This window comes from Streptomyces phaeoluteigriseus, from assembly GCF_001896135.2.
GTDB classification, from domain to species: Bacteria; Actinomycetota; Actinomycetes; order Streptomycetales; family Streptomycetaceae; genus Streptomyces; species Streptomyces phaeoluteigriseus.
The window spans coordinates 1,298,700-1,319,502 of record NZ_MPOH02000011.1 but is presented as its reverse complement, the minus strand read 5'-3'; the positions used below and the strand labels follow the sequence as shown (position 1 = coordinate 1,319,502).

At 72.4% G+C, this 20,803-nt stretch carries 12 protein-coding genes and 2 pseudogenes; 11 read left to right on the top strand and 3 right to left on the bottom strand.

Going from position 1 to position 20,803, the window contains the following annotated elements:
* Positions 1-32 precede the first annotated feature (32 nt).
* The 4 genes from BM536_RS17090 (at position 33) to BM536_RS17075 (ending at position 7,056) form a co-directional block, all read left to right on the top strand.
* Entirely contained in the window at positions 33-1,409 is a 1,377-nt protein-coding gene (locus BM536_RS17090) for a hypothetical protein (protein WP_094103142.1), read from the top strand.
* Positions 1,406-3,073: a VWA domain-containing protein gene (locus BM536_RS17085; protein WP_094103102.1), complete on the top strand. Its 1,668-nt coding sequence runs from the start codon at positions 1,406-1,408 to the stop codon at positions 3,071-3,073. Before BM536_RS17090 ends, BM536_RS17085 begins: the two co-directional genes overlap by 4 nt.
* Positions 3,074-3,148: 75 nt before the next feature.
* Complete coding sequence (locus BM536_RS17080) at positions 3,149-4,261, top strand: ATP-binding protein (protein WP_073496511.1); 1,113 nt, start codon at positions 3,149-3,151, stop codon at positions 4,259-4,261.
* Complete coding sequence (locus BM536_RS17075) at positions 4,258-7,056, top strand: DUF5682 family protein (protein WP_094103101.1); 2,799 nt, start codon at positions 4,258-4,260, stop codon at positions 7,054-7,056. The genes BM536_RS17080 and BM536_RS17075 overlap by 4 nt, the downstream gene beginning before the upstream one ends.
* A 272-nt stretch (positions 7,057-7,328) precedes the next feature.
* On the opposite strand, the gene BM536_RS17070 is transcribed toward BM536_RS17075, so the two are convergent.
* Positions 7,329-12,527, bottom strand: coding sequence for a family 43 glycosylhydrolase (locus BM536_RS17070; RefSeq protein ID WP_094103100.1), 5,199 nt, complete (start codon positions 12,525-12,527; stop codon positions 7,329-7,331).
* Between the two features lie 300 nt (positions 12,528-12,827).
* Here BM536_RS17070 and BM536_RS17065 point away from each other — a divergent pair, with 300 nt between their 5' ends.
* The 7 genes and pseudogenes from BM536_RS17065 to BM536_RS44850 all read left to right on the top strand — a co-directional run bounded on the left by BM536_RS17065 (position 12,828) and on the right by BM536_RS44850 (position 18,814).
* Positions 12,828-13,487 carry a LamG domain-containing protein gene (locus BM536_RS17065; RefSeq protein ID WP_094103099.1) on the top strand — a complete coding sequence of 220 codons (660 nt, stop codon included), beginning with the start codon at positions 12,828-12,830 and terminating at the stop codon, positions 13,485-13,487.
* Between the two features lie 167 nt (positions 13,488-13,654).
* Positions 13,655-13,849, top strand: coding sequence for a hypothetical protein (locus tag BM536_RS17060; protein ID WP_073496505.1), 195 nt, complete (start codon positions 13,655-13,657; stop codon positions 13,847-13,849).
* Positions 13,850-13,978: 129 nt separating this feature from the next.
* Positions 13,979-14,818 carry a lysozyme gene (locus BM536_RS17055; protein WP_073496509.1) on the top strand — a complete coding sequence of 280 codons (840 nt, stop codon included), beginning with the start codon at positions 13,979-13,981 and terminating at the stop codon, positions 14,816-14,818.
* Between the two features lie 87 nt (positions 14,819-14,905).
* On the top strand, positions 14,906-15,358 hold the full coding sequence (locus BM536_RS17050) for a hypothetical protein (RefSeq protein ID WP_073496503.1): 453 nt from the start codon (positions 14,906-14,908) through the stop codon (positions 15,356-15,358).
* Between the two features lie 83 nt (positions 15,359-15,441).
* Positions 15,442-16,346: pseudogene (locus tag BM536_RS44860) on the top strand (ATP-binding protein); the annotation flags it as partial.
* Positions 16,347-16,361: 15 nt separating this feature from the next.
* Positions 16,362-16,796 (top strand): hypothetical protein, encoded by a 435-nt coding sequence (locus tag BM536_RS44855; RefSeq protein ID WP_425444644.1) that lies wholly within the window; start codon positions 16,362-16,364, stop codon positions 16,794-16,796.
* Positions 16,772-18,814 carry a pyruvate carboxylase subunit B gene (locus BM536_RS44850; RefSeq protein ID WP_425444643.1) on the top strand — a complete coding sequence of 681 codons (2,043 nt, stop codon included), beginning with the start codon at positions 16,772-16,774 and terminating at the stop codon, positions 18,812-18,814. Before BM536_RS44855 ends, BM536_RS44850 begins: the two co-directional genes overlap by 25 nt.
* A 41-nt stretch (positions 18,815-18,855) precedes the next feature.
* Here the strand turns inward: BM536_RS44850 and BM536_RS17040 are convergent.
* Together BM536_RS17040 and BM536_RS17035 are read right to left on the bottom strand one after the other, a co-directional pair.
* A pseudogene (locus BM536_RS17040) lies at positions 18,856-19,823 on the bottom strand (STM4015 family protein).
* 79 nt (positions 19,824-19,902) lie between these two features.
* Entirely contained in the window at positions 19,903-20,559 is a 657-nt protein-coding gene (locus BM536_RS17035) for a response regulator (RefSeq protein ID WP_094103098.1), read from the bottom strand.
* Between the last annotated feature and the right edge of the window lie 244 nt (positions 20,560-20,803).

The window sequence follows — 20,803 nt, the reverse complement described above, 5'->3', positions numbered from 1 at the left end:
CCGCCGCCACGCAGGAGCGGCGCGCGGACCCGCTGACCACGCCCGTCGACGGACTCGGCGAGGCCCTCGCGGCGGTCGACGCCTTCGACCGGGCACTCGTCGCGGGCCTGCTGCGTCCGCAGCCCGCCCGCGTCGCCGACCTGACGGAACTCGCCCGTGCCGTGGCCGGTTCGCCGCTGGCCGCCCGGGTCGCGGAAGCCGTCGAGAAGGTCGCGGCCGGAGCCGCGGGCGAGGACCACCTCGTCGCCCTCGCCGCCGCCCGCACCGCGCTGCTGGGCGCGGCGCACGACGCCCTGACGGCCCGCGCCGACGAAAGCACCGGCCGCGCCCGCGGCGAGGCGACGGCAGCGGCTCCGGACGGGCGGCAGACCGTCAATCTGCTCCTGGCCGCCCGGACCTGGCTCGCCGACCTGGCCCGCGCCGGCTGGCAGGGCATCGACCACGAACTCGTCGGCTCGGCCGCACAGATCGTCTCCGCGATGCTGCCCGACCCCGCCCTGCGCCGACTGGCCACCCTGCTCGACGGCTTCGCCGCCGAGCTCGCCGCCTCCTGCCCCGGCGCCTCCCTGGACCGCTTCCCGGCCCGCCGCTGGGGAGACCTGTGGGCGCGCGCCCTGCTCCTGACCCGGCCCGGGGCCGCCGCACCCCGGCCGACCGCCCCCGCCACCGGCCGCCTGCTTCCCCTCGGCATCGACCTGCACGAGCACGCGACGGCCGCCCAGGCACAGGTCCACGCGGTGTTCGAGCCCGCGGACGGCGGCGCGCCCCGCCTGGTACGGGCGAGCGTCTCCGTGCCCAAGCCGGACACCGTCGTCGCGGCCGGCGTCTGGCAGCTGCTGCGGCCGCACCTGCCGCTGCTCACGGCCCTCGGCGAAGGCCGGTCCATGCAGCTGACCGACATGCCCCTCACCGAGGAGGGCGACCTGATCTGGGAGGACCAGCGGGCCCGTGCCGGCGAACCCGCCGACGCCTTCGCCACCGCACGCGTCGCCCTCCCGGCCGCCACGGCCCCGCCCACCGCGCCCCTGGACCGCCACACCGCACGCCTCGCCGAACCGGTGTTCCTGGAGGGCTACGCCACCCGGCAGGACGCCGGTTCCCCGCTCATCCTCGACTTCGCCCGACACTCCCTCGCCGTGGACACCGACCGCATCCCGGCCGCCGGTCCGCTCACCCCCGAGGCGGTGGCCGCCTCCAGTGCCTGCATCGGCCTGCTGCGCTGGGACGACGGCGAGTTCCACGTCCAGCCGCTCGCCGTGGAGACCACGGTGCGCAGGAGGACCGTGGCCCTCCAGGCGGGCGCCTGGGCGGGAGGCACCACCGACAAGACCGGCGTCAAGGCGGAGAAGGCCGCCACGGACGCCGTGACCGTCCTGCGGGAGCGGGCGGGAAGGCTGCTGCGCAAATGAACGAGCCCGAGACCGATGTCGTGCACGCGGTCGAGCACGCCACCGAGGCCGAGCCCCACGACAACCGCCGACAGGTCCTCTACTGGCGGCTCCTCGCCCGCCTCTTCGACCCGGAGGAGCAGACCGCGCTGGAGTCCGCCAGCCTCGCGGTCGTCGAGGACATCGGGCTGCCGCCCGCGCTGCTGGACCCGGGAGCCTCCGTCGACTCCATCGTGCAGCGCCACCCGGAACTGGCCGCCGAGTTCGACGGCCTGATGGTCCCCGAAGCCGAAGCCGGAACACAGCCCGAGGCCGGAGCACGGCCCGAGGCCGGAGCACGGCCCGAGCCCGGAACACAGCCCGAGGTCGGAGCACGGCCCGAAGCCGGATCAGGGCCCGAAGCCGAAACACGGCCCCAAGCCGGAGCACGGCCCGAAGCCGAAACACGGCCCGAAGCCGGAACACAGGCCGAAGCCGAAACACGGCCCGAAGCCGGAACACAGGCCGAAGCCGGAGGACGGCCCGAAACCGATGACGGCGACATCCGCGACCGCCCGGCCGAGGTGCGGCGCGCCGCCCTCGTCTCCAAGGTGCTGCTCAACGTCTTCTCCACCGGCACCGGAGCCGTCAGCGCCGGTCAGCTGGCGCGCTGGCAGTCCGACGCGGGCTGGCTGGAGCGGGCGCTCGGCTGCACACCCGGCGACCTGCGCGGCGGTCGGGCGGGCGGCGGCCGGGGCGTCAGCCCGACCGGCTCGGGTGGCAACGGCGGGACACCCGACCTCAGCCGGCTCATCCCGCAGATCGGACCCGAACTCGGTGCCCTCGAAGGCGACCTGGTCAAGCGGATGCACCTGCGCGAGGTGCTCGCCGATCCCGCGCTCGCCGCCCGGCTCACCCCGAGCATGTCGCTCATCGAGCAACTGCTGCGGGACAAGAACAACCTGTCCGGCGTCGCCCTCGCCAACGCCAAGGCGCTGATCCGCCGGTTCGTCGACGAGGTCGCCGAAGTGCTGCGCACCCAGGTCGAGAAGGCCACGGTCGGCGCCATCGACCGGTCCGTCCCGCCGAAGCGGGTGTTCCGCAACCTCGACCTCGATCGCACCATCTGGAAGAACCTCACCAACTACAGTCCGGAGGAGGAGCGGCTCTACGTCGACCGCCTCTACTACCGGCACACCGCCCGCAGGACGACACCGCAGCGGCTCGTCGTCGTGGTGGACCAGTCGGGCTCGATGGTCGACTCCATGGTCAACTGCACCATCCTCGCCTCGATCTTCGCCGGGCTGCCCAAGGTCGACGTCCACCTCATCGCGTACGACACGCAGGCGCTCGACCTCACCCCCTGGGTGCGCGACCCCTTCGAGACCCTGCTGCGCACCAACCTCGGCGGCGGCACGGACGGCACCGTCGCCATGGCCCTGGCCCAGCCGAAGATCGCCGAACCGCGCAACACCGTCGTGGTGTGGATCTCCGATTTCTACGAGTGGCGCGGTGAGCCCCTCTACGACAGCATGGCCGCCCTGCACCGCTCCGGGGTCAAGTTCATTCCCGTCGGTTCGGTGACCAGCTCGGGCCGCGGCAGCGTCAACCCCTGGTTCAGGGAACGCTTCAAGGACCTCGGCACGCCGGTGCTCTCCGGCCACATACGCAAGCTCGTGCACGAGCTGAAGACGTTCCTCACCTGAGACGCCCGCGCCCTCTCGCTCTCCCTCTTTCTCCTTCTCCACCTGCTTCTCGCCCTTCCGTAGAAAGGCATGTCGATGTCCGACCTGTTGCGCGCCCCCGCCGAGATCAAGTACGCCGAGGAACTGGACTGGCTGGAGTCGGTCGACGACGGCCCCAAGCCGTTCTCCTGGCGGCTGTCGCCGAAGATGGTCCGGCTGTTCGTCCTCGGTTCCGAGCGCGCCGACGGTCTCGACCGGGACGTCTCGCAGAAGTGGTTCGGCGACCGCAGCATCGTCGAGCGGGCCATCGTCACCCTGGCCTCCGACCGCGGTCTGCTGCTCATCGGCGACCCCGGCACCGGCAAGAGCTGGCTGGCCGAGCTGCTGGCCGCCGCGATCTGCCGCAACTCCACCCAGGTCGTGCAGGGCACGGCCGGCACCACCGAGGACCACATCAAGTACTCGTGGAACGTCTCCATGGTGATCGCCAAGGGCCAGTCCCGCGAGTCGATGATCCCGTCACCGATCATGACGGCGATGGAGACCGGCACGATCGGCCGCGTCGAGGAACTCACCCGCTCCACCAGTGACGTCCAGGACGCGCTGATCTCCATCCTGTCGGAGAAGTACATCTCCGTGCCCGAACTCGACAGCGACAACATCGTTTTCGCCCAGCCGGGCTTCTCCGTCATCGCCACCGCCAACAGCCGTGACCGGGGAGTCAACGACCTGTCCTCCGCGCTCAAGCGGCGCTTCAACTTCGTCCGCATCCCGGTCGTGACGAACAAGAAGAGCGAGGCGGAGATCGTCCGCTTCCGCACCGAGGAACTGCTGCGCCGCCACCAGATCGAACTGGACGTCCCGCCCACTTTGCTGGACGTGCTGCTCCAGAGCTTCGCCGACCTGCGCGCCGCCTCCGCGGCGGCGGCCGGCGACGACGAGAAGCTGGAGTCCGCGCTGTCCACGGCCGAGCAGATCGGCGTGCTGGAGGACGCCATCCTGCACAGCAACTTCTTCGGCGAGCGCGCCCTGACCGCACACACCCTCGCCTCCTCCCTGGTCGGCTCCCTCGCCCGCCGCGAACCGGAGGACCTCGCGATCCTCAACAAGTACCTGCACGGTGTCGTCGAGCCGCGCAGCAAGGAAGAGGGGGGCTCCTGGCCGGAGTTCCTGGAGGGCGGCCGCGACGCGATCGCGACCCTCTCATGAGCACCCCGCCCGAGGGCACGTTCACCGCGCTGCGCGGCCAACTCCAGGACGCCGCCACGGCGTTCGCTGACGGGCCCGGCGCCCTCGAAGGCATCCTGCGGGGCATCGTCGACGACGTCGAGCGGGCGGTGCGCGAGCCGCTGGAGATCTTCCCGGTCTGTCACCACTCCCCGGCCTCGGCGCTCGCCATGGCCCGCCGGCTCCGCGAGAAGCAGCCGAAGGTGGTCTACCTGGAGCTGTGCGAGGACATGGCGCCCCTCCTCACCGAACTGCGCAACTGCCGCCTCCCCGTGGCGGTGCAGGCGTTCGCGTCGGAGATCGAGGGCTTCCCGGCGGACTGGGCGCCGCTGTCCGTCGTCGCGCCGGTCACCGAGGCCTCCGCCGAGTACCAGGCGATCGCATACGCCCTCGACACCCCCGGCGTCGACCTCGTCCTCGTCGACCGGTCCTCGGACCACGTCTTCCAGTGGGAGACCCCGCCCGCCGCGGACACCGGACCGGACGCCCCGCCCGCCGACGAGGAGAGCGCCCTGCACGGCGACGCGGTCGGCGTCGAGATCGGCGACCTGCGCCCCCGCTTCGCCGAACTGGAGGAGCACCTCCTGCGCCACGGCCGCGTGCGGCACTGGTCGGAGTGGTGGCACCAGTACGTCGAACTGCCCCTCGGCGGCAGCGACCACGACACCTACCGCCAGGTCATGCTGCTCATCGGCAGCCTCTTCCGGCGCCTGGCACCCGGCGACCAGCGCCGGGTCCGGATCGACGAGGACCGTGAGCGGTACATGTGGACGCGGATGCGCGAGCACCTCGCGGCCACCGGCACCGACCCCGCCGACTGCCTCTACGTCTGCGGCGCCTTCCACGCGGCCAGCCGCGTGGCGGAGTTCGGCGTCGGGGGCAGCGACACCTTCGTCATCAGCGCGCCCACCCCCACCAAGTGGCGGCACGGACTCATCCCCTCCAGCCACGCCGCGATCGAGGCGCAGTTCGGCCTCGCCGCCGGGTCGGTGTCCATCGCCGCGACGGAATGGGCGAAGAACCTCAAGCGCACCGGAGTGCGGCCCTACCGCCTGGAGGGACAGGCCGGCACGAAGAAGAGCAGCGGGCCGAGGAAGGCGGCCGTGCCCGCGCTGCCCGCCGCCGCGCTCCCGCCCGCCGACCGGCTCACCGGGTTCCTCCAGCGGCCGCCCGTCCTCGACCCCCTCGACGAGGCCGAACTGCTCGGCTGGTCCGTGGAGATCGTGCGGGCCGCCCGGCGGGGCGGCTACCTCGCCTCCACGGCCGACGCCATCGCCGTGTTCGAGACGTCGATCCTGCTGGCCGGGATGCGCGACCGGGTCCGCCCGACGCCGTACGACTTCCAGGACGCGGCCGTCACCTGCATCGAGAAGGAGGCCGTGCCGGGGCGGCGCGATGTCGCGCGGCTCGTCGAGATCATGATGGGTGGCGACCGGATCGGCCAGGTCGGGTACGACGCGCTGCCGCCCCTCGCCCGGGACGTCCACGACCGGCTCGCCCCGCTCGACCTGAAGCTCCAGCAGCGCGGCGTACAGCGCGCCCTGCTGGACATCGCCGGCCGGCCGGAGCTGGAGCGCTGCTCGGACGTGCTGTGGATGCTGCGGCGGCTGCTGCCGCACGGCGCCGCCCGGCCGATCATGGGCGACCGGCGCCTCGGGGAGCGCGCGATCCAGGAGTCCTGGGACCTGGCCCTCGGCACCCACCAGCGCGCGCTGATCGAGCTGGGCTACGAGGGCGTCAGCATCGAGCAGGTCCTGGAACAGCGGCTGCGGCGTGCCGCGTACGCCCCGCGGGCCACGACGGCGCAGGTCCTGGAGGCCGTCGAGGACGCCATCCTCCATCTGCGCAGCCGACGCCTCGCCGACGAGCTGGGCACCCGCGCCCTGGAGGTCCTCGCGGGCGAGCGCAGTGTGGACGGCGCCCCCGAGGTGCTGCGCCGCGTCCGCCGCCTGCTGGCGTACTACCGCACCGGCGAGCCGGTCCTGCCGCCCTGGATCGAGTCCTTCGTCAAGACCGGCTACGCGCACTACTGCACGCTGCTGCCGACGGCGTTCACCGACGAGGACGCCACCGTCCGGCAGGTGGCGGCCATGCTGGGCTTCCTCTTCAGCATGGAGGGCCTCGCCCTGTCCCTGGGCTGCGACCGTACGCAACTGGAGCTGGCCCTCGCCCAGTCCCACCCGCAGGAGCCGTCCCGTACGGCGCTCTTGTGGGCGGCGCAGACGCACCTGGGCACGCTGTCCCGGGCGGACCTGCGGGCCCGCTGCGAGGGACTGCTCGGCAATCCGCTGGTGGTGCCCGCCTACCCGCGCTATCTCAGCGGGTTCGTGCACGCGCTGGAGCCGGTGCCGGGACTGGCCGACCTCGTCGTGGAGGCCGTGTCGAACGCCTTCGCGCGGCTTCCCGACCCGGTCCTGCTGCCCTGGCTGCCGACGCTGATCACCAGCCTGCGGGCGGGCGGCGCGGAGCTGGCCCCGCTGCTGATCCGTGAGGCGGGCCGGGTCTTCCCGGCGCGGCTGGCGGAGCTGGACTCCTGGGTGCCGCCGTGGCGCGCCCCCCAGGAGATCCCGGCCCTCCGGCCGCGACAGGCCATCGGCGCGCCCCAGGGCGTCGCCCTCCTCGCCGCGCATCCGGCCACCTGCGACGCGCTGGCGGAGCTGCTCGGCTGCGACGGCGGCTGGGCGAGCCCCGAGGCGGCCGCCCCGCGGGGCGCGGAGCTGCTCGCCGGTCACCCGGAGACCGCGACGGCACTGGAGGCGCTGCTGACGGCCGGCTGACGCGAACGGGCCGCTCCACCGCTGTCGGATGCGGTGGAGCGGCCCGCTCTGCCCGGGCGGACCCGGTGCTGGTCGGAGAGCGGCGGCCGAGGGCCTGTCGTTCGGATCACACTGCAGACGCGGGGTCCGGCACGCCATCTGCCGCGTTGTCGTCACTCGCCGACGCTCCGCGTCGACTACCTCCTCCGCCTTGCGGCTGCACGCACCAGACCCCGCTCACCGGCACTGAACGGCGCTGTCGACTTCCTGCGACCTGATCCGAACGACAGGCCCTAGCGGTGCCGGGTGCCGACCGTGAGGGCGCCGGTCACCTTCGCCGCGCCGGTCGGTTCGTGGACGACGGCGCCCGTGGACTTCTTCCAGATCCTGATGCGGAAGGTGTCCGGCGCGTCCGTGGCGGTGACGCGGAAGGCGTAGCCCGCCGTGCCGTCGACGGTGCCGGAGCCCTCGAGGACGGCCCGGGAACCCGTGACCACCAGCCAGTCGAGCCCGGCGGAGCGGAACTTCAGCCGGGCCGGGCCGAAGTCGAGAGTGACCCGGCCGGTCGGAGTGGCGGCGCCGGTGCGGTAGCCGGCGGCCAGGGAGAAGGCCGCCTTGCCGGCGAGCGTCGCGTCGGCCGGGTAGGCCCCGGCGGGGGAGGCGACGAGGCCCGCGCCGGCCACGGGGCCCGCGGCACGGTCGTACACGATCAGCTCGGGGAGCGTCGTGCTGTCCGAGGCGCCGTCGTCGTCCGTGACGGTCACGACCGGGCGGTGGATGCCCGCCGCGGTGTAGGTGTGGGCGGCCCGGCAGCCCGTGTCGGTGACCGTGCCCGGCACCGGCTTCGTTCCGTCGTCGAAGTCGATCGCGCAGCTGTGGTGGTCGGAGGTGCCCGGGTCGGTGAAGCCGACGGTGACGAGGGCCCGCTGACGGACGCTCACCGGTGACACGGGGCCGGCCGCGGACGTGATCGCCGGGGCCGCGTTGGCGACGGTGACCGTGGCCGAGTCGCTGCTGCCGCCGCCGGTCACGGTGACCCGGAAGGTGCCGTCGTCCGTGCAGGTGAGCGTCGTACGCGCCGCGCCGGTGTCGGCGACGGCGCAGGGCGCGCCCGCCTCGACCGTCCACCGGGGGCTGCCCGCCCCGGAGACGGTCCCGCTCAGGGCGATCGCGTCGCCCTCCTTGCCGGCCGCGTCGGGACCGGCGTGCACGACGGTCACGGGGTCGACGCTGGTGAGGGTGGGGACGACCTTCCTGATCAGGCCTTCGGCGTCGAACCGCAGCCTGTCGACGGTCGTCTCGCGATGGGATCCGTCACCGCCGGGAAGGGCGAAGCGGTGGTAGGCGATGTACCAGTCGTCGCTGTTGGGGACCTGGACGACCGAGTGGTGGCCGGGGCCCTTGACGCCCAGGGCGAGGTCCTTCTCGAGGATCACGCCCCGCTTGGTCCACGGGCCGGTGGGGGAGGGGCCGGTCGCGTAGGCGACGCGGTAGTTCTCGTCCCGTGTGTCGTTCTCCGACCACATGAAGTAGTAGGTGCCCTCGCGCTCGATGACGAAGGAGCCCTCGTTGTAGCCGCTGGGGGTGATGTCCTGGAGCTTCGCCGCGTCGAAGGACGTCATGTCCTCGTTGAGCGGCACGACGTATCCGCGGCCGTTGCCGAAGTACAGGTAGGAGCGGCCGTCGTCGTCGGTGAAGACCGCCGGGTCGATCATCTGGCCGCTGTACTGGCCGGCCTTCAGCAGCGGCTTGCCCAGCGGGTCCTTGAACGGTCCGGTCGGCGAGTCGGAGACGGCGACACCGATGTTCGCGTCCGCGGAGAAGTAGAAGTAGTACTTCCCGTCCTTCTCCGCCATCGTCGGCGCCCAGGCCCTGCTGTCCGCCCACGACACGTCAGGCCCCAGGTCGAGGATCACGCCGTGGTCCTTCCAGTGGACCAGGTCGGTGGAGGAGTACGCCTTGAACTGCGTACCGCTCCAGCCCGCGAAACCGTCGGTGGTCGGGTACAGGTAGAAGGTGTCGCCGAACCGCACGATGTTCGGGTCGGCGTTGAGCCCCGGCAGCACCGGGCTGCGCATGATGAGCGCCGACACGGTCCAGGTGCGCTTCGCGCCGTCGGAGCCGGTCACCTCGTACGTCACCGGCCGGGTGAAGTCCTGGACGCTGCCCGAGGCGGGGCTGATCGCCGCGCCGTGCGCGAGGGTGAACTCCGGTGCCAGGGCCGTGAGATCGGCGCCCTCTGTCAGCGGCAGGGTGATCCTGCCGCCCGCGTCGTCGACGAGCGCGTCCACCTTCAGGTCGGGGTGGGCCGCCCGCGCGATGCCCGTGGTGTTGCCGGCCAGTTCCAGGACCTCGGTCGCCGACAGGGCCCGGTCGTAGACGCGGAAGTCGTCGACCTCGCCGCCGAAGTAGGGGTCGCCGTCGTACAGGGAGCGGCCGATGTAACCGCTGTGGTCCTTCGCCGCGTCGTACAGCTCGGACGGCTTGACGCTGACGCCGCTCGTGCGGGCCGCCTCGACGCCGTCCACGTAGAGGACCGCCGTGCCGGACGCGCCGTCGAGGGTGACGGTGACGTGCTTCCACTCGCCGGGGGGGAGCTGCGAGCCCGCCGTCAGCTTCTGCTCGGCCGACCAACTGGCCGCGGTGATCGCGGAGTACAGCTTGGAGGAGCCGTTGGAGGGGCTGGCGAAGAGGTACCTGTTGTTGTCCGGGCCGAGGCCGAACAGCCACTGCCAGTTGGCGCCGCCCTTCCACTTGGCGTACGTGGACACCGTGACACTGTCGGCGTTCTTCAGCACCCCGCCCGGGATCTTCACGTACGGCGAGGTGGCCGGGGCGCCGGACATCGAGAACGAGCCGCCGTCCACGCCGGTCCCGAAGTCGGGCGTGCGGACGTAGGTGCCGTGGAGGCCGTGGCCGCTGGAGTCGCGGGCGACGCTGCCGCCGGTCTCGTCGAAGCCGTAGTGCAGGACGAGGTCGGCGGGCACGGCCGGGCCCTTCTCGGAGACCGTGACCTCGGCGCGGACCCCGGTCGTGGAGCCGTCGGGCAGGCTGCCCTTCACGGTGAAGGTGCCGGGCTGCCCGTACGCCGACGCGGGGACGGGCTCCCAGGTGACCGGGACCGGCCGCTCGACGCCGTCGGCGTACCGGGCCACGACGGTGGCGGGCAGCACCGGGGCGTCACCGGTGCGGGTCGCGACCTCGATGTCCTCGACGCTCTCCACGAGTTGGTCCGGCTGGTAGGCCTTCAGTATCCGGTCGTACTCGGCCCTGGTGACGGGCAGGACCGTGCCGTGCCGGGGCCGGGAGGGGAGGTCGTAGCCGGCGGACGGGGTCCACACGCCGGAGTCGAGGTCGGTCGTCTCGAAGGGGATGTAGCCGCGCCCGCCGAACTCGTCGAGGAACGCGTACCACTTCTCCTCGGTGTTCGACTTGAACACCAGTGGCCCTTCCGCGGCGTTCATCGCGCCCTTGCCGATGCCCTCGGCGACCGCCGTCCAGGAGGTGTCCAGGAGCGAGTCGCTCTTCTCCTCGAAGACGAACTTGCTGTTGGGCGTGGAGGAGGAGTTGTTCCGCTCGTCCTTGGACAGCCGGTAGTACGTGCCGTCGTGCCGGATCACCGTGGAGTCGATGACCGAGTAGCCGCGGTCGATCCACACCTCGGGCTCGCTGAACGTGTGGAAGTCGCGGGTGGTCGCGTACATCATGCGGTTGTAGGTGTCGCCGGAGTGGTCCGCGTCGGCGTACAGCTTCGACGCCCAGAAGACCACGTACGCGCCGAGCCTCTCGTCGTAATAGGCCTCCGGGGCCCAGGTGTTGCCGGCGCTGTCCGGGGACACCTTGACCAGGCGCTGGTCCGTCCAGTTCACCAGGTCGGTGGACTCCCACACCATGATGGACCTGCTGCCGGTGCGCTGGGAGGCGTCCCAGTCACCGTTGCCGTAGATCCGCAGGTCCGTGGCGATCTGGTAGAACTTGTCGCCCTCGGGGGAGCGGATGATGAACGGGTCGCGCAGGCCCTGCTCGCCCAGTGTGGACGTCAGGACGGGGGCGCCGTCGTTCAACTCCCGCCACTTCAGGGGGTCGTTGCCCTTGCTGAGGGCGAAGTGGACCTGCTCGCCGCTCGCGGTGCCCTCACCGGTGAAGTAGCTGAACAGGTAGCCCTCGAGATCCTGCCGCGTGGGCAGTTCGGGTACCTCGGCGGTGAAGTCGCGGGTCGTGACGGCCGTGCCCTTGGTGACGGTGGCGGTCAGTACGGCCGTGGTGGCGCCCTCGCCGTGCGCGGGACGCTGGACCACGCCCTCGGCGGAGACGACGGCCGGCTTCGCGGAGGACCAGGTGACCTTCGTGCCGTAGGCGCCCGTGGCGGGCAGCGTGAGGTTGCCGCGTACGTCGTCGAGGTTGCGCACGGTGAGTGTCCCGGCGGCCTGTTCGGTGGCGGTCCTGTCGTCGAAGGCCGCCGGGACCGTGACCTCGAAGGTCTTGGTGTCGCTGACGGTCCCCTTGCGCAGGGTCGCGGTGAGCGTGGCCCGGCCGTCCGGTTCACCGGCGGCGGGGCGGTTCACCGCGCCGGAGTCCGACACCACGGAGGGGTTGTCGCTCTTCCAGCCGATGGCCGAGCCGCCGGCCGTGCCGGTCCTCGGCAGCGTGAGGTCGGCGGTGACGCCGTCGGTGTCGCCGAGGCTGAGGGCCGCCTTGTCGTCGGCGACGCCCCGCACGGCCACGGGGAGCGCGAGCTGCTCGACCTCGGAGCCGGCCAGTGCCCGGTCGTACACGCGGAAGTCGCGCATCCGGCCCTTGAACAGTTTGTCGCCGGAGTACACCGACCTGCCTATCGCGTTGGCGGTCGTGGTGCCGGAACCGATGGCGCCGGGGGTGATGGTGACCGCCGTGTTGCGGGCCACCTCCACCCCGTCCTCGTAGAGCACACCGGTGCTGCCGGTCTGGGTGTACGTGAGGTGCTTCCACACCGCGCGGGTCAGGTTGTGCGCGTCGGCGGGCCTGGTGGTCTGCTCGGTCGACCAGTTGCCGGTCGCGACGGACGTGCGCAGGGGGTTGCCGGTGGCGAAGAGGTAACCGTTTCCGTTGCCGCCGCTGGAGTTGCCGAAGCCGTAGAGGAAGTACGGCGTGCTCTGGGCCGCGTCGATGAGTACGTCCATCGAGACGGAGACCGAGTCCAGGCCCTTCAGCACGTCGTTCGGCAGCTTGACGTAGGTGTCCGAGCCGTTGAAGGCGAGTCCCTGGCCGGCGGTCGACCAGTCGGCGGTGCCCTGGACGGTGCCGTCGCGGCCGTGCCCGGAGGAGTCGGTGACACCGGCTGGCCCGTCGAGCGTGTACCGCAGGACGAGTCCGTCCGTGACGTCGGCCGCCTCGGCAGCCTGGGCGGGACCCGCGGTGCCGGTGAGACCCAGGAGCAGGGAGGCGGCGGTCAGTCCGGCGAGGCGGGCCGCCCACCGTCTCGCGTGGCTACGACGTCGTGGGGTGTGCGTCATATCGGCCCGCCGTTTCCGCTGTGTGACGTGGTGTTGCGAGAGTGTCAAACGGGGATCGGTACGGCGTCAATAGATCTCGAACAATGTCCGACAGGTCGAACGAGGGCAAGTGAGGGCAACGCCCGCCGCTCGGAGGACCGTTGGCGCCTCGGCTCGCAGCCCCGTTCGCCCGTACGGGAGTCGAGCGCCTGTACGACACCGGGTCCCTCACCCGAGTGGCGTACGGGCCACGCCCGTATGCGTGCGAGTGCAAAGGGCAGACCCTCTGCGAGGGGACGCGCGAGGGTGAGGAGCACGCCGGTGACCGACGTCTGTTTCAGAGCCGACTTCACTTCGACCCACCAGTGGGTGGCGGGCCGCTCGTGGGCCTATCCCGATGGTGGGCCCATCAACCCCGACGACAACAAACTCGACCACCTGGTGGCGGATCCCGCGTACTCGAGAACCGGCACCTTCCGGGCCACCCGGCGGGCCGACGGCCTCTGGGACGCGGGGCTGCTCACCACCGAAGGCAGCGACGAGGGCTTCATGGCCCGCACCGGCGACCGGCTCGAGGCCCGGGTGCGGCTGCCCGTCGAGACCGGAGCCTGGCCCGCCATCTGGACCTGGCGCGACGGCGACCAGGAGATCGACGTCTTCGAGTACCACCCCGACAATCCGGACCTGCTGGAACTCTCCAACCACGTCCGGAGCGCCCACCGCTATGTCCGCGACGACGCGGTCGGTCCCGGCGGCTGGATCGACCTCGCCGTCGAGTTCGGCGCCCGCAACGTCGTGTGGTCCCTGAACGGCACGGTGGTCTTCGCCGACCGGCGTGGCGTCGGCCGGCGCTGGTCCGCCTATCTCATCGTCAACCTCTCGGCGTGCGCGGGCCGTTACCACCCGCCGCCCGACCCGGAGGTGACCGAGATGTCCTTCGAGGTGGCCGCCCTCACCGTCCACCGCGAGTCCCGCGCCTGACCTCGGGCCGGCCCGGCCGGTGGGCGGGGCACTGTGCCACGGCCCGCCCCGGCCGGCCACCCGGGTGTGGCGGTCGGGCTACCGCCTCCCCCGAATGGCCCGCCCCGACGGGACGCGGGGCGGCCCGCACGGTCTTCTGGAGGCACGCCCGACAGAAGGGACGAGCCGTGTACGAGATGAAGGTGGGCCTCGCGTCGGGTGGCGGTGAGCATGTGTGGCATGTGGTGGTCCCGCACCAGGGGACGAGCCTGTGCGGCACGGATGTCTCCGCCACCGGCGCGACGGCCACGCACACCACCGACCGCCACTGCACCCCCTGCATGGTCCATTTGCAGACGCTACTGGATGCCGACCGGCACTGAACCGGCCGGCCGCCCCGCCGGCCCTCCCCGCGTCGTGCTCCCACCCCCCGGGTCCTGCCGCCCGGGGGGTGCGGCCGACGGGGGGACGAAAAGGTGCGGGCATCCGCGACAGCACATCAGATGGGAGGCATGCCAAGCCCCATGACAGCGGCGTTCGGCCGCATGCGTCTCTACGCGACCGGACTGCCGGTCGCCCTGTCCATACTCCTGTCCACGCACCAGCCCATATCCCCGCCGTCCCCCGGCGAGTCAGCCGGCACCCCGGCCCGCGGCACCGCCCACATGGGCATGGGCGTCGCCCTCCACGACGGCCGGACCGGCTCCCCCGACACCCGGGCGGCCACCCAGCCCGAAGGCGTCGACGTCTCCAGCCACCAGGGCGAGGTCGCCTGGCCCACCCTGTGGGCCTCCGGAGTGACCTGGGCCTACGTCAAGGCCACCGAGGGGACCTACTACACCAACCCCTACCACGGCCGGCAGTACAGCGGCTCCCGCGCCGTCGGCATGATCCGCGGCGCCTACCACTTCGCGACCCCCGACACGAGCGGCGGCGCCGCACAGGCCGACTACTTCGTCGACCACGGCGGCGGCTGGACCGCTGACGGCACCACCCTGCCGGGCGTCCTCGACATCGAGTGGAACCCGTACGGCGACGCCTGCTTCGGCAGGAGCCGGGCCTCGATGGTCTCCTGGATCGCGGACTTCCTCGCCCGGTACAGGGCCCGCACCGGCCGCGACGCCGTCATCTACACCGCCACCAACTGGTGGACGCAGTGCACCGGCAACCACGCCGGATTCGGCGCCACGAACCCGCTGTGGATCGCGCGGTACGCCTCGACGCCGGGCACCCTTCCGGCCGGCTGGCCCCGCCACACCTTCTGGCAGTACACCTCCACCGGACCCACCGTCGGCGACCACGACCGGTTCAACGGAACCCCGGACGGACTGCGGAAGCTGGCCACCGGCTGACCCGCGCGGGGCCGGCGAGGCCCGCAGCGGGAGTCCGACGACCCGGACCGGACCGGGCATGCCGTCGGTCGGGGGACAGGGGAGATCATGCACACGCACGAAGACGGACCCGACCGAGACCACCGCCGTCCCGAAGGGGTGAGCCGCGACACCGTGGAGGCCCTGGGCGCGCTGTCGAAGGCGCTGGAGACGACGGAGCGGGCCAGAGGCCACCTCTACGGCTTCCACCAGTTGACCGGCACCGCCGACCTCCAACTGGACGAGGCGGTCACCCTGCTGCGCCGGGCCGGGCACGAGGAGTGGGCCGAGAGGGTCTCCACCGAGATCCTCGGCCGCAACGTCATCCCCGGCCACTGGACGTTCCAGATCGTCGAGGCCTACGACCGCTCGTACTACGAGCCGTTCAGACGACTGGAGCGGGCTGCCGTGGACGAGCTGGCCGAGGGCAGGGACCACCTCTACGAGGCGGAACTGAAGGAGGCACGCCGAACCGCCGGTCATCCCGACCACACGGCTCGCCCGGAAACGGGGGAAACGTGAGGCAGAGTGGCCCGACTCACATGGCACTCCGGTGACGGCACCGACACCATGGTCCCGTCACCGGCAGGCTGAAGGGATCCAGGATGTTCCGCAAGGTGCTGGTCGCCAACCGTGGTGAGATCGCGATCCGGGCGTTCCGCGCCGGCTACGAGCTGGGCGCGCGCACCGTCGCGGTGTTCCCGCACGAGGACCGCAACTCGCTGCACCGGCTGAAGGCCGACGAGGCCTACGAGATCGGGGAACCGGGCCACCCGGTCCGGGCGTACCTGTCCGTGGAGGAGATCGTCGGCGCGGCGCGCCGGGCGGGCGCGGACGCCGTGTACCCCGGTTACGGGTTCCTCTCCGAGAACCCCGAACTGGCCCGGGCCTGCGAGGAGGCCGGCATCACCTTCGTCGGGCCCGACGCCCGCACCCTGGAGCTGACCGGCAACAAGGCCCGCGCGGTCGCCGCCGCCCGTGCCGCCGGCGTACCGGTCCTCGGTTCCTCGCAGCCCTCCAACGACATCGACGAACTGGTCCGGGCCGCCGAGACCGTCGGCTTCCCCGTCTTCGTCAAGGCGGTCGCGGGCGGCGGCGGACGCGGCATGCGGCGCGTGGAGGACCCCGCCCAGCTGCGCGAGTCCATCGAGGCCGCGTCCAGGGAGGCGGCGTCCGCGTTCGGCGACCCCACCGTCTTCCTGGAGAAGGCCGTCGTCGACCCCCGCCACATCGAGGTGCAGATCCTCGCCGACGGCGAGGGCAACGTCATCCACCTCTTCGAACGCGACTGTTCCGTCCAGCGCCGCCACCAGAAGGTGATCGAGCTGCGCCCGCCCCGAACCTGGCCCCGGAACTGCGCGACCGGATCTGCGCCGACGCCGTCCGCTTCGCCCGCGAAATCGGCTACCGCAACGCCGGCACCGTCGAGTTCCTCCTCGACCGCGACGGCAACCACGTCTTCATCGAGATGAACCCGCGCATCCAGGTCGAGCACACGGTCACCGAGGAGGTCACCGACGTCGACCTGGTCCAGGCCCAGCTGCGCATCGCCTCCGGCCAGACCCTCGCCGACCTCGGCCTGTCCCAGGACACGGTCACCCTGCGCGGCGCGGCCCTCCAGTGCCGTATCACCACCGAGGACCCCGCCAACGGATTCCGTCCCGACACCGGCCGCATCAGCGCCTACCGCTCCCCGGGCGGCTCCGGCATCCGCCTCGACGGTGGAACCACCCACGCCGGTACGGACATCAGCGCCCACTTCGACTCGATGCTGGTCAAACTCACCTGCCGGGGCCGGGACTTCCCGACCGCCATCAACCGCGCCCGGCGTGCGGTCGCCGAGTTCCGCATCCGCGGCGTGGCCACCAACATCCCGTTCCTCCAGGCCGTCCTGGCGACCCCGACTTCCAGGCCGGGCGGGTCACCACCTCGTTCATCGAGGAGCGCCCGCACCTGCTGACCGCCCGCCACTCCGCCGACCGCGGCACCAAGCTGCTCACCTACCTCGCCGACGTCACCGTGAACAAGCCGCACGGCGAGCGGCCCGACCTGATCGACCCCACGACCAAGCTGCCCCCGCTGCCCGCCACCGAGCCGCCCGCCGGCTCCCGGCAGCGACTGGTCGGCCTCGGCCCCGAGGGCTTCGCCCGCTGGCTGCGCGAATCGCCGACGCTCGGCGTCACCGACACCACCTTCCGCGACGCACACCAGTCGCTCCTCGCCACCCGCGTGCGCACCAAGGACCTCCTCGCCGCCGCCCCGGCCGTCGCCCAGACCCTGCCCGAACTGCTCTCCCTGGAGTGCTGGGGCGGCGCCACCTACGACGTCGCCCTGCGGTTCCTCGCCGAGGACCCCTGGGAACGGCTGGCCGCCCTGCGCGAGGCCGTCCCCAACATCTGCCTCCAGATGCTGCTGCGCGGCCGCAACACCGTCGGCTACACCCCGTACCCGACCGAGGTCACCGACGCCTTCGTGCAGGAGGCCGCCGCCACCGGCATCGACATCTTCCGCATCTTCGACGCCCTCAACGACGTCGGCCAGATGCGTCCCGCCATCGACGCCGTACGCGCGACGGGCACCGCCGTGGCCGAGGTCGCCCTCTGCTACACCTCCGACCTGTCGGACCCGAACGAACGCCTCTACACCCTCGACTACTACCTGCGCCTGGCCGAGCAGATCGTCGAGGCCGGCGCCCACGTCCTGGCCGTCAAGGACATGGCGGGTCTGCTGCGGGCCCCCGCCGCCGCCACCCTCGTCTCCGCGCTGCGCCGCGAGTTCGGCCTGCCGGTGCACCTGCACACCCACGACACCGCGGGCGGCCAGCTCGCCACCTACCTCGCCGCGATCCAGGCCGGCGTGGACGCCGTCGACGGTGCCGTGGCCTCCATGGCCGGGACGACCTCCCAGCCCTCGCTGTCGGCGCTCGTCGCCGCGACCGACCACTCCGACCGCACCACCGGCCTCGACCTCCAGGCCGTCGGCGACCTGGAGCCGTACTGGGAGGGCGTCCGCAGGATCTACGCCCCCTTCGAGGCGGGCCTCGCCTCGCCCACCGGCCGCGTCTACCACCACGAGATCCCCGGCGGACAGCTGTCCAACCTGCGCACCCAGGCCGTCGCGCTCGGCCTCGGCGACCGGTTCGAGGACATCGAGGCGATGTACGCCGCCGCCGACCGCATCCTCGGCCGGCTGGTGAAGGTCACCCCGTCGTCCAAGGTGGTCGGCGACCTCGCCCTGCACCTGGTCGGCGCGGGCGTGTCCCCGCAGGACTTCGAGGCCGACCCCGACACGTACGACATCCCGGACTCGGTCATCGGGTTCCTGCGCGGCGAACTGGGCACCCCGCCCGGCGGCTGGCCCGAGCCGTTCCGCACCAAGGCCCTCCAGGGCCGCGCCGCGGCCAAGCCCGTCACCGAGCTGACCACCGAGGACCGGGAGGGCCTGGAGAAGGCCCGCCGCGTCACCCTCAACCGGCTGCTGTTCCCCGGCCCGACCCGCGACTTCGACACCCACCGCCAGGCCTACGGCGACACCAGCGTCCTGGACAGCAAGGACTTCTTCTACGGACTGCGCCCGGGCAAGGAGTACGCCGTCGACCTCGAACCCGGCGTGCGGCTGCTGATCGAACTCCAGGCCGTGGGCGAGGCCGACGAGCGCGGCATGCGCACCGTGATGTCCTCCCTGAACGGCCAGCTCAGGCCGATCCAGGTGCGCGACCAGGCGGCGGCCTCCGACCTCCCGGTCACCGAGAAGGCCGACCGGTCCAAGCCCGGCCATGTCGCGGCGCCGTTCGCGGGTGTGGTGACGCTGGCGGTCGCCGAGGGTGACGAGGTGGCGGCGGGCGCCACGGTCGCCACCATCGAGGCGATGAAGATGGAGGCCACCATCACCGCCCCGCAGGGCGGCCGGGTCAACCGGCTGGCCATCAACCGGATCCAGCAGGTGGAGGGCGGCGACCTGCTCGTCGAGGTGGGCTGAGCCGGCCGGGGCGGGCGCGGTCCGCCCCGGCCGGCAGCCGGTCACTCCCCGGCTGACACGTACCGCCCGTGGCCCTCGGCGTCCGCCCTCTGGCGGTCGTCGAGGTCGACCCGCACGCCGGACGGCTCCAGCGCCTCACGCAGGCGGCCCGTCATCGGCTCGGACAGGTAGTGGTGGTGGAGGTCGAGTTCCGCCAGGTGCGTCAGGGGCTGGCCGCCGAGCAGCGCCTCGGCGCCGGCGTCGCCGAGGGTGCCCAGGCTCAGCCGCAGCGTGGAGAGCCGGGCCACGACGGGAGCGGCCGCGACGGCCGCGGCGATCTCGTCCTGGATGTCCGCGTTGCGCAGGCCCAGGTCGCGCAGGGCGGCAGCCGGCCGCCGTCCAGGACGGGCGCGAGATCGGCGACGGAGGCGGAACGGCCGTAGTCCTCCGTGCCGAGCCACATGTCCAGCCGTTCCAGCGCGGGCAGATCCGAGGCGGCGACACCGCGGGCCACCGAGGAGGGCAGACCTCCGTTCTCGAACCGCAGTGTGCGCAGACGCTCGTGACGGATCGGGGCGAAGTCCAGCCCCGGCTCGCCGTCGAACCCGCCGTTCGATCCGCGCACCGCGAGTTCCTCGAGCCGCGGGTAGGCGGCGAGGATCGGGGTCACGTCGCCCTGGACGATCCAGGACAGCTCGCACTCCTCGAAGGTGAGGTCGGCGAGGTAGAGGGCCTCCAGCCCGGTCAGGCGGCCGGCGGCGTCGGCGAGCAGTTTCGCCGTCGTCGCGGGATCGGCGGCGTCCAATTCGCTGCCGTAGGCGCCGACCCCCAGCACCAGGGCCCGCACCCGCGCGGGGTCCACGGTGTGCAGGAAGCGCTCCCAGCCCTCCTCGAACGACTCACCGCCCCGGTCCTCGTCCGCGGACAGCCGCCAGGCGACCGTCTCCGCCGCCGGTAACGTCCCCGCGTCCTGCCCCGGGGCCGGGAAGTGGTGGACGGGCAGGCCGTGCAGTTCCGCTATGTGGTCCATGCTCAAGAGCCTCCGGCTCGCACGACGGCCGACGTGGTGCCGGCCGGGGCGCCCTTTCTAGCAGGGACCACGGACAGCCCTACGCCTCGGAGGTGCCGCTCGGCCGGACCAGCCCGCTCTCGTACGCCAGGATCGTCGCCTGCACCCGGTCGCGCAGCCCCAACTTGGACAGCAGGGCGTTCACATGGGTCTTCACCGTGCCCGTGGTCACCCCGAGCGCGGCACCGATCTCGGCGTTGGCCAGCCCCGCCGCGATATGCAGCAGGACCTCCTTCTCACGGGGCGTGAGCGTGGACAGCGAACCGGTGACGGAGGGCGGCCGGGGCGCACCCTGCGCGAAGGTGTCGATCAGCCTGCGGGTCACGGTCGGGGCCAGGATGCCCTCCCCGGCGGCCACGACCCGGATCGCGGACAGCAGATCCTCGGGATGGGCGTCCTTGAGCAGGAACCCGGACGCCCCGGCGCGCAACGCCTCGTACACGTAGGCGTCCAGGTCGAAGGTGGTCAGCACCAGCACCCGCGGGCCGTTCGGCGCCGCGGTGACGAGACGGGTCGCGGTGAGGCCGTCCATGCCGGGCATGCGGATGTCCATCAGCACCAGGTCGGGTCGCTCGTCGGCGGCCAGCGCCACGGCCGACGCCCCGTCACCGGCCTCGGCGACCACGGTCAGATCGGGCTCGGCGTCCACGATGGCGGCGAATCCGGCACGGACCACCGCCTGGTCGTCGACGACCATCACACGCGTGACGACGGGGCCACCTCCTGAACGGGCCCGGACTTCCCCGGACCGACAGCAACACGGTCACGATACCGGCCGGTTCGTGGGGACCACGCAGCGGAGGGGCACAGGCGTACGGCGCGGACGGTCAGGGGACCGAGAGCCCGGGGCCTGTGTCGCGGACGAGTACCCCACCCGGGGCAGCCGTGCCGACCTCCACGCGGGCATCCTCGCGGTGGACGCGGTGACCGCTCCCGTGCCG